This window comes from Streptomyces sp. WM6386, from assembly GCF_000972385.1.
GTDB lineage: Bacteria > Actinomycetota > Actinomycetes > Streptomycetales > Streptomycetaceae > Streptomyces.
Genome location: NZ_JXTE01000420.1, coordinates 1 through 533 on the forward strand (window position 1 = coordinate 1; position 533 = coordinate 533).

A 533-nucleotide genomic window follows, 5' to 3' on the forward strand; every position below is an offset into this window, starting at 1 on the left:
CCAGCTGGGAGGACCGGGCGGACCATCCGGTCGTGCAGCTCGACTGGGACGACGCCCGTGCCTACTGCGCCTGGGCCGGCAAGCGCCTGCCCACCGAGCCGGAGTGGGAACGCGCCGCCCGAGGGGGGCTGCACGCCAAGGTGTTCCCCTGGGGCGACGAGTTCGAGCCGGGCGGCCGGCCCCGGATGAACGTGTGGCAGGGCGAGTTCCCGAACCGGCATCCGACCACCGACGGCTGGTACGGCACCTGCCCGGTCGACGCCTTCGAGCCGAACGGCCTCGGCCTGTACAACGCCACCGGCAACGTCTGGGAATGGTGCGAAGACCTCTTCTCCCATGGGGAGCAGCGAGTCGCCAAGGGCGGCTCCTACCTCTGCCATGCGTCCTACTGCCGCCGCTACCGGGTCGCCGCGCGGCAGGGCCTCTTCCCCGACTCGGCGACCGGCAACGTGGGGTTCCGGTGCGCCCTGGACAACAAAGGAGCTTGACCATGGCACAGCGAGCAGGACGGGGGCGTTCCGGCGCGGCGGGGA

1 protein-coding gene is annotated in these 533 nt (G+C 71.9%); it reads left to right on the top strand.

Annotation, left to right across the window (positions count from 1 at the left end; translation table 11 throughout):
- A partial coding sequence (locus TN53_RS42040; protein ID WP_046264177.1) for an SUMF1/EgtB/PvdO family nonheme iron enzyme occupies positions 1-488 on the top strand: 488 nt, incomplete at its 5' end.
- Between the last annotated feature and the right edge of the window lie 45 nt (positions 489-533).